General features: G+C 68.3%; 5 protein-coding genes. 2 read left to right on the forward strand and 3 right to left on the reverse strand.

The window, feature by feature from the left end:
- Nucleotides 1-63: 63 nt before the first annotated feature.
- Nucleotides 64-759, forward strand: coding sequence for a hypothetical protein (locus ACFWHU_RS32425; RefSeq protein ID WP_387229292.1), 696 nt, complete (start codon nucleotides 64-66; stop codon nucleotides 757-759).
- Nucleotides 760-833: 74 nt separating this feature from the next.
- On the opposite strand, the gene ACFWHU_RS32430 is transcribed toward ACFWHU_RS32425, so the two are convergent.
- Both ACFWHU_RS32430 and ACFWHU_RS32435 read right to left on the reverse strand, forming a co-directional pair.
- Nucleotides 834-1730, reverse strand: a complete 897-nt coding sequence (locus ACFWHU_RS32430; protein WP_387229294.1) for an aminoglycoside phosphotransferase family protein — start codon at nucleotides 1728-1730, stop codon at nucleotides 834-836.
- A gap of 404 nt (nucleotides 1731-2134) precedes the next feature.
- Nucleotides 2135-3055, reverse strand: coding sequence for a replication-relaxation family protein (locus ACFWHU_RS32435; protein WP_387229296.1), 921 nt, complete (start codon nucleotides 3053-3055; stop codon nucleotides 2135-2137).
- Between the two features lie 532 nt (nucleotides 3056-3587).
- Between ACFWHU_RS32435 and ACFWHU_RS32440 the strand changes: the two genes are divergently transcribed.
- Nucleotides 3588-4898, forward strand: coding sequence for a helix-turn-helix domain-containing protein (locus ACFWHU_RS32440; RefSeq protein ID WP_387229299.1), 1311 nt, complete (start codon nucleotides 3588-3590; stop codon nucleotides 4896-4898).
- 197 nt (nucleotides 4899-5095) lie between these two features.
- Here ACFWHU_RS32440 and ACFWHU_RS32445 read toward each other — a convergent pair whose 3' ends face one another.
- The gene (locus ACFWHU_RS32445) at nucleotides 5096-7609 is read right to left on the reverse strand and encodes a Helicase associated domain protein (protein ID WP_387229301.1); all 2514 of its coding nucleotides are present in this window, start codon (nucleotides 7607-7609) and stop codon (nucleotides 5096-5098) included.
- Between the last annotated feature and the right edge of the window lie 711 nt (nucleotides 7610-8320).

The following is an 8320-nucleotide window of genomic DNA, read 5'->3' on the forward strand; positions in this document are numbered from 1 at the left end:
TAGTGCCCGATCAGGGAGGTCGAAACCGTCGACGGCAAGCGCGTCAAGCGGGTCAAGGCCCGCATGGACCAGCGGACCCGCGAACGCCTCCCGGCCCTTGAGCCGTTCGCGACAGCCGCAGCCGCAGCCGCAGCCGACCACCACCAACGCCGCCTGGCCGCCCTGAACGCTCTGCTCGCCGTGCCGCCGGGCGCTGCTTTCACCGTCCACAACACGGTGTTGACCCGCACCCAGAACGCCGCCGGCGCCGCCGCCCGCGACCCCGGCGGAGTCCTGCTCCACTTCGACATCGCCGAACACCGGGCGTTCTGGGCCTGGGCCGCGGTGGAAGTCCTGCGCCACACCGGCGCGCGCATTGAGGAGATGCTGGAACTCAGCCACTACGCGATGATCCAGTACCGGCTGCCCACAACCGGCGAGATTGTCCCCCAGCTACAGATCGCTCCGTCCAAGACCGACCAGGAGCGAGTCCTGCTCGTCAGCCCCGAGCTGGCCGACATCCTGGCCACCCGATCTACCCCACCGAGACCATCGAGGCCCACCGAGCCTTCATCTCCCGCCGACGAGCCCTGCGACCGGCCGAGGAGTACCGCACCCCCACCGATGCCGAATGGGAGGACCTTCTCGGTCACTTCGAACGCCGCAAACTCAAGGTCTCCAGGTCAGCCTGGCTGGCGCCGAGGAGAAGCTCCGTCAGCTCGATCGGGGCCACGGGCGGCATACGGCCGTGGACCTTGGCATTCCTACTATGCGTGGTGATCGATGAACCCACGAGGGTGGACTGCCGCACAGCCTTCAACCAAGATCAAGAAACACGTGCAAAGGAGCGTGCATCAAACGCCCTTCAGAACGCGATCAAGTGCCGCCCGGCCTGCGGGTCCCCAGTGCGGTTTGCCGCCGGGAAGACCTCGATTTCCGCTCTGCCCCATGGCCATCAGGAAGAGGCTCTTCATCGCGGCCAGCCCGCGGGCGCGCCGGATTGCCGCCTCGTCTGCGTGCGCGTACGTGTCGAAGAACCGTGGGGCGGTGCCCGCGGGTAGCAGTACCCATGCGGCGGCGAGGTCCCAGGCCGGGTCGCCGGCGAACATGGCACCGAAGTCGATGACGCCCGAGAGCGTTCCGTCCGAGACGACGACGTTCGCGGGATGGAGGTCGCCATGCACCCACACCGGCGGGCCCTCCCACGCCTGGGCCGCAACGGCGTCGTCCCAGACGGCCCGGACGTCGGCAGCGATGTCGTCGGGGGCAACATCCTGGAAGAAGCCCTCGAAGCTGCCCGTGCAGTTCCTGGGATGGGCACCGAATTGCGTAGAGATCGGTGCCTCGGCGGGCGCCTCCACGTGGAGCGCCTGGAGGAAGCCCGCCAGTGTGTCGGCCGCGTGGTCGCCGCGGCTGATCGAGCCGTGGTCCAGCGGCTCGCCGGGAACCCACGTCATGATGGTCCAGTGCTTGGGGAAGCGCTCGGACGGTTCGCCGAACCGCACCGGGGTCGGCACCGGGAGTGGCAGACGCGGGGCCAGCACGGGCAGCCACCGCCGCTCGTTGAGCTGGAGCTCCGGGGTGGGGTCCATGCGCTGCATGCGCACGGCCAACTCGTCCCCGAGGCGCCACATTTGGTTGCCCCAGCCGCCCGCCACCTCGCGGATGACCAGCCCTGCAAGGTCTGGATGTTGCTCCTGCAGCAGGTCGCGGACCAGGTCCGCAGTGATCTCGATCTCGATGTCGGTCATGCGAAGCCACAGTACTGAGGCGGAAGGCGGAACGGCTCTCGGTCTCCGGAACATCTCGCTGTGATGCCTCTGGCATCACCGATTCGCTCTCTCAGAGAGCTACAGATCAAAGGCTTCGGGACGGACCGGCCCCAAGTTCAGAGAAGTGACCAGGCCGAAGCTGATGGCACCGGACCAGATGGCAGCTGGCATACGACCCTCCATGGCCGGACGGCGGCCAGGCCGCCAGTAGGGAGAACAAGGCGGGCGGACCGCCGCCCGTACCCCTGATCCTCACCCCACCCTGCCCAGCTCGCACCACGAGCCGGACGGGGCTTTCCGATGTCCGGCGGCAGCGCGGATGACTTCTTCACGCGGGTGGGACGCTTCGGCCCGACGCGATCTGCACCGGCACGCCGTCCGCGCTACGGGTGGTGTGAGTGCATCCAGTCGACTTGCCGGTCGGGGTCCGGACTCTGGACGGGCCGCCATATGGGCGCGGCGGGCCCGTGTTCGAGTAGGTCGGTGAGCGGGGTGGCGAGGGCTGGCACGTGGCGCAGGAAGGTGCTCACCGCCGGGTCGCCTGCGAGGGCGTGCAGGGCGCGGACGCGGTTCTCGATGCCGGTGGGGCCGGTGCCGTCCAGGACGAACAGGACTCTCGGGAAGCGCGGGTACCGCTGCCGCCACACCTCTTCCGTGCTCTGGAGGTTGATGTGCGGCCGGCGTCCGAGGGTGGGGCCGGGTATGTAGCGGTGGAGGCGTGCGTAGGCGGTGAGTTTGGCCGCCAGGCGCTCGGGCCCCATGGTGGCCCGGTCGACTTCGACGAACGCCCGCAGCATCGCGTCGCTGGACCGGTAGTACAGCAGGGCGTCGGGGATGACGGACTCGCCGTTGCCGATCTGGTGGTGGACCTCGGGCAGCCAGTCCAGCGGCAGACACGTCTCACCGCGGCGCCGGGCGTCCTCGAGGAAAGCGAGCGCGGTCTCGGTCACCGCCAGGGTGTGCCCGGCCCGCAGCCGTGCGGCCACCGGATCGGACACCAGCCGCGGCGCCCGCCGCTCCCTCAGCTCCGGCCACTCCAGCGCGACCCGCACTCCGTACTCGGTCGGGAACCAGGCACGCAGCCGCCCGGCCTGAGGCAGCGTCACCCGGTCCACGAGCCCTTCGGCGCGCAGCTTCGCCAGCCGGCGCCGGGTCTGCTCGATACGTACTCCGGGCGCCAGCACCCGGTGCAACTGCTGCGTGGTGCCCATCCGGTACTGCGTCAGCACCGCCAGCGCCAGCCGGTCCCCGCCACCCGCGTCCGTGTTCGTGTTCGTGTTCGTGTTCGTGTTCGTGTTCGTCATGCTCCTGGTCCCCTCGTACAGGGCGGCCCCATCCCGGCCGGCGCCGCGCTACGAGTCCAGAGCAGCAGCCACCCCCGACCACAGCTCTGACCACCAGGACCGGATTTGGTCACGATGCGACAACACCACCGTGGACCACCCCGACCACCGGTCCGACAACCCCGCCGACAGCCGCCCGTCCTACTCGTGCACCGGTCTGCGTCGGTGCAGGTCATCACGTGTTTCCGCCCGTGGTCGGGGTGCCCGACATCCCCTCTGCTGCCCCTGCTCCCGTGCCCGACGAAGAAAAAGAGAAAAGGGCGGGCGTGGTCGTGCGGGGCGCGCGGCGGGGATTCGGGGCGGGTTTCTTCTACGGCGCGTCGGCCGGGGGCCTCCGCGCCGCCGGGCGACGGACGTGGTGGAATCCGTGCCCGCCGCCCGGCGCTTCAGGGGTTCACCGGCTCGGGCATGCGGAAGATCGAGTAAGCGGGTGCGGTGTCACCGCGCGGCCCTAAAGTGAGCGTTCCCAACGACGGCTCAAAGGAGATCCTTCATGGGGATATCGGACACCTCCGCCACCGCGCAGAGCCGGGCCCGCACCTGGACGAGGCTGCACCAGCACTTGGGGTGTGCCCCTGGCCCGCTCACCTACGGCATGGTGAGCCAGGCTGCAGCAGACCACCTTGAAGAGTCCGACGACCTTGACTGGAAGAGGGATCTCCCCGAGCCCCCCAGGAACGGTCAGTGGAACGAGTTCGCCAAGGACATCAGCGCGATGGCCAATACGCGTGGCGGACTGCTCATCTACGGCGTTACCAACGATCACAAGATCAACGGTGTCGACTGGGAGAAGGCCGATCTCCGGCAATACGCGCAGTGGGTCCGCAACCACGTCCACCCGTACCTGCCCGACCTGGTCATGTTTCCCTTGACTGACGGAGCGACAACTCTCCTGATCGTGGACGTACCAGCCAGCGAAATGGCACCGCACCTCGTCCACGGCAGATCGGACAAGGACAAAGAGCAACAGGCGTTCACGGTGCCGTACCGCGACCGAGACCACACCGCCTGGATGGCGGAACATCAGATCGAGCGCGCCTACCGCGACCGCTTCACTCGCACCGGCAGCGCCGAGGAGGCACTGCGCCAGCACTCCGACTTCCTCACGAAAACCATCACAGCCCACGCCGCCAAGCCCTCAGCCTGGCTCGTTGCCGTCGCACGCCCAACCAGGCCCCTCCCACACGGCGCTCCCCCGCTGGACAGGGACGAGGCACGATTCCTTCTCTCCCTCGCGGAGAAGCGAGGACGCGCGCTGACACCGCGACATATTCCTGGCCCGATGACAGGCATGGGCGACGCCCTCATCAACCCCCGCCCTGGCCTCCGACGCTGGGTCAGCAGCACCCTGGAGATCGATTACAACCGGAACTCCATGATCGAGCTGCACCACGACGGCACCGTCACCATGGCCAGCAACGTGTCGTGGCAACCCCGCTCCGAGGAGGATCGGCTCAGCGACAGCGAAGGGGCCGGCATCGTCAGTGCCCTACCTGTGTCCCAACGCGTGGTCGAAGCAGGCTGTGGGGATTTCGTAGCGGCCATCCAAGAGCTGCAACGAAAACTGCGCCTGGACAGCACGCAGCAGATCATCGCGACGATCTACGCATCCAATGGCCCGGGAGCCCTCGAACCCCGCACCGCAGTCTTTGGGGACGGCCGCGAGAGCACACCTCCGTACACGCGCAAGCCCCACCACATTCAGCCAGTACACACGCTGTTGTCCCCGATCGCAGACGACGAGGAAGCGACGCGTGTTGCCGAGGAACTCAGCAACGACTTGATGAGTCAGTTCGGTCTGTAAGCGAACACTTTGGTGAGTCCAAGTATGTTCTCCAGCATCCACTCTGATCGCGCGCTGGGAGGCTGCGGCAGGGTCCTCAAACGCCCCTGACGCCGCCTCCGTCGACGCGGCCCTGGGCGCGCTCGACTTCGGCTGACCACACAGCAGGGGGCCGGACAGGATCACCCCGCCCGGCCCCGCTGTATGCCCGCAGAAGCCTACGACCACCGCATCCCGATCGCGGACAACTGCTCCACCCGCTCCGGCGACAGCGAAGCGGCCCTGCTCCGCTGATTGCCGACCCACGCGCCCAGGCGGAACTGGAGCTCCCAGCCGTCGTCTGAGAGGACGGTCTCCACGTGCTTCCTTGGCACCTGGAGGTGTCCCTCGCGCTCGTAGTACTGGCGGGCGGCGGCGAGGTTCGCGGACCATTTGTCGGCCTGCGTGGGGCGCGGCTTCGGCTTTTCGTCTTCGGTTGCGGGTTCGATGCCGAGGATCTGCTCGCACATCCACTGCTGCACGGTGGTGAGTTTGTCCCAGCCGAGCCGTACGGACCGCACCCACCGTCCGAGGTCTTCGCCCTGACGCACGACCACCCCCGGCGCGGTAGGGAGCATCCCGCCCTCCTCCACGTGGAGCCGGACGAGGTGGAAGGCGCGCTGCCATTCCACCGGCCAGGGCGGGCACCACGACGGGTCGATCTCCTCGAGCTGCTCACGCCGCCATTCCGCCATGGCCCATACCGACGACTTCACCGGCAGCCCCTCGGCACGCCGCCTCTCGTTCTCCATGGCATTCCGGGCGGCGGCCCGCGCGTTCTTCAGCCAGATGCCCACCTTCGCGCCCTGGAAGGTGGCGTCCAACGGCGCCAGAAGGTGCCCGTGTTCGGCCGCCCACCCCCGGGCGACATCCAGGCCCTCCTCCCACGCGACATCGAGATGGCTCCAGACCATCCCGAGTTTCCCCAGCTGCTCGACGCGGCCCTCGTCCATGTCACCGCGAGCGTAGAAGCGCCGGGCATCGGCGATCCACTGCCCCAGCGGAAAGCCGGCCAGCGAGGCCGGCCACCCACCGGCATCCGCCTCCTGGTCGTCAACGGCGGGCACGCGGTACGTGAACGGCACCTTCAGATCACCGTGTTCGCGGGCGTAGATGACGGCTGCCTCGATCCCGCGCCGCCAGTGCTCGTGCTCCGGGTCGACAACCCGCAGGCTGATGAACGCCGCCAGCTGCGCGGGGTCGCGCGGCGTACTGAACTTCAGCAGTTGCCGGGCGGGCTTCGACGGCTCATCGCCCTCGCCCTGGCTCTCCTGCCCCTGTGCGCCCTTCTGGACGGGCGTGTAGGCGCTCGGAGCTTGCTGCTCCGCCAGAGTCTCCACGACCCGGGCGTCGTGCGCCCTGAGGGCTCCCAGCAGCTTCGCCAAACCCCCGTACGCGCGGGAGGTGAGCATGTTGTCGGCTGTCTCGCCGGGTCCGAGCAGGACCGGCACGACGAGGGACGCGACCTTGCCCTCGCCGGGCTGCATCCGCAGCGCCCGGCCGACGGCCTGGACGAGGTCGGGCATGGAGCCGCGCACGTCCGCCCAGTAGACGGAGTCGCAGTTCTTCGTGTCGATGCCCTCGCCCAGGACCTTGACCGAGCTCAGGTAACCCTTCTCGACGACGGTGCCGTCCGTCGCGATCCCCGTCGCGAACTCGCCCAGTACACGCCGCCGGTGGTTGGGCTTGTGCTCGCCGCACAGCCAGTCCGCCCAGATCGTCTTCGGGTACAGCTCTGGGTCGCTGGCGTGCAGCTGCGCGGCGACGCTGGGAAGGCCGGCCGCGAAGGCTTCGGCTTCCTTGACGACGTGGTGGAAGGTGAGCGTGCGGCGGAAGTTCTCCTCTGCGGACGCTTTCACCAGCGCGGTCTGCAGGGCGGCGAGCCGCGACCCGCGTACCTGGTCTGAGCGTCCCTCGGCTCCCAGGAGCTGCGCGGCCTGGAGCTGGGTGTCGGCGATGTCCACGCACACCACCTGGTAGGGCGCACAAATGCCCCGGTCGATCGCCTCCGACAGCGTCAAAGTGAACGCCCTGCTGCCGAAGGGAGAGTCCGGGTCGTCCTCCATGGACGCGACCAACTCGCCGGGCGCGCCCTGCTCCTGGTCCTCGTCCACCTGCCACAGCCGGGTCGTAGCCGTCATGTACAGCCGCCGCAGCGACGGGATCTTCTGGTTGTCGTGGACGACGGCCCACGGCTTTCCGATCCGGCCGGATGTCCGGTGCGCCTCGTCCACGACGATCAGGTCCCAGCCGGTGAGGCCGGCGGCGTGCGCGCGTTCCAGCGTGCCGAGCCCGAGCGAGGCGTACGTGGCGTAGACGGTGACCTTCTCCAGTCCTCGCGTCCACTCCACCAGCTCGTCCACGTCCGTGGTGTTGGGGAAGGACGCCTCCTCACTCCGCAGGGAGGACACCCCGATCATCGGGCCCCGGCGGCCGGCCTCGCGCCACGCGGACTCGGTCTGCGCCAGGAGGTCCAAGCTGGGAACGAGGACCAGCACCCGGCCCGCACGGAGCTCCTCCGCGCTGCGGGCCGCCACCCTGGTCTTCCCGGACCCGGTCGCCATGATCACCTGAGTTCGAAGTCCTCGTTCGGGCACAAGTGATCTTGCAGGGATTTCGAGCGCACGGAGTACCGCGTCGATGGCCTCTCGCTGGGCGGCCTCGCGCTGATCGGCGCGGCTGGTGGTCGACATATCCGTCTGCCTTCTCCTGAGTGTCGTCCGGGCGATTCGAGCGACAGGAAACGAAAACCTGCACGTAGATGAGCTGCAAAGGCTGTGGTCGGGCTGATGTGGTTGGCTGGCCTCTCTGCCTCAGTGGAGTATCGACAAGGTCGTCGGTGGATCTCGATAGGCCCTCGAAGCGGTACGAGGTGGCATGTTCTGAGTCCAGAGCTTAGCTCGACATCAAAAATGAAGCACGCCGAATGTTGAGATTCCCTCTAACGTGGCCAAATATCGGTTAGCCTTCCCCTGTCGCAAGCTAAGCCGGAGCCTTGACGACCTCTCAATTCCGCTCCTCTGTTCCGGTGACTTGCCCTTACGTTCCCGACCCTGCCTCGACTTCCCGTCACTTCCCCTTCCTCTTGATGCTGTTCGGGCCGTCAGGCCCCCGGGTGGGCTGCGCGGAGCATGGCGCGCCTTTCCTGTACGGGAGTTGGCGCGCACGGCCCTTGCTGCTGCGTTTTTGGTGGCCGGAGCGGAGCGGAGGCCACGGGTCGGCCGGAGGCCGGGCCCCGGTCCGCAACGCAGGCCGCCTGCCCTGCGGTTGGTCCTGGAGCGAAGCGGAGGGGCCGGGCGGTGGAGCGGAGCGAGCCGCCTTCCGCTCACGCGGAGCGGGAGCGGGTGGGGTGCGCGGAGCGCACCCCTTCGCTTGCACATCGCGCAGCGATGTGGTACCCGCTC

The sequence above is a fragment of the Streptomyces sp. NPDC060366 genome, assembly GCF_042725135.1.
Taxonomy (GTDB): Bacteria; Actinomycetota; Actinomycetes; order Streptomycetales; family Streptomycetaceae; genus Streptomyces.

Excerpts from the sequence above, each read along its gene's own strand:
- ACFWHU_RS32425 (WP_387229292.1), top strand. The coding sequence starts at position 64 with ATGGACCAGCGGACCCGCGAACGCCTCCCGGCCCTTGAGCCGTTCGCG.
- ACFWHU_RS32430 (WP_387229294.1), bottom strand. The coding sequence starts at position 1,730 with ATGACCGACATCGAGATCGAGATCACTGCGGACCTGGTCCGCGACCTG.
- ACFWHU_RS32435 (WP_387229296.1), bottom strand. The coding sequence starts at position 3,055 with ATGACGAACACGAACACGAACACGAACACGAACACGAACACGGACGCG.
- ACFWHU_RS32440 (WP_387229299.1), top strand. The coding sequence starts at position 3,588 with ATGGGGATATCGGACACCTCCGCCACCGCGCAGAGCCGGGCCCGCACC.
- ACFWHU_RS32445 (WP_387229301.1), bottom strand. The coding sequence starts at position 7,609 with ATGTCGACCACCAGCCGCGCCGATCAGCGCGAGGCCGCCCAGCGAGAG.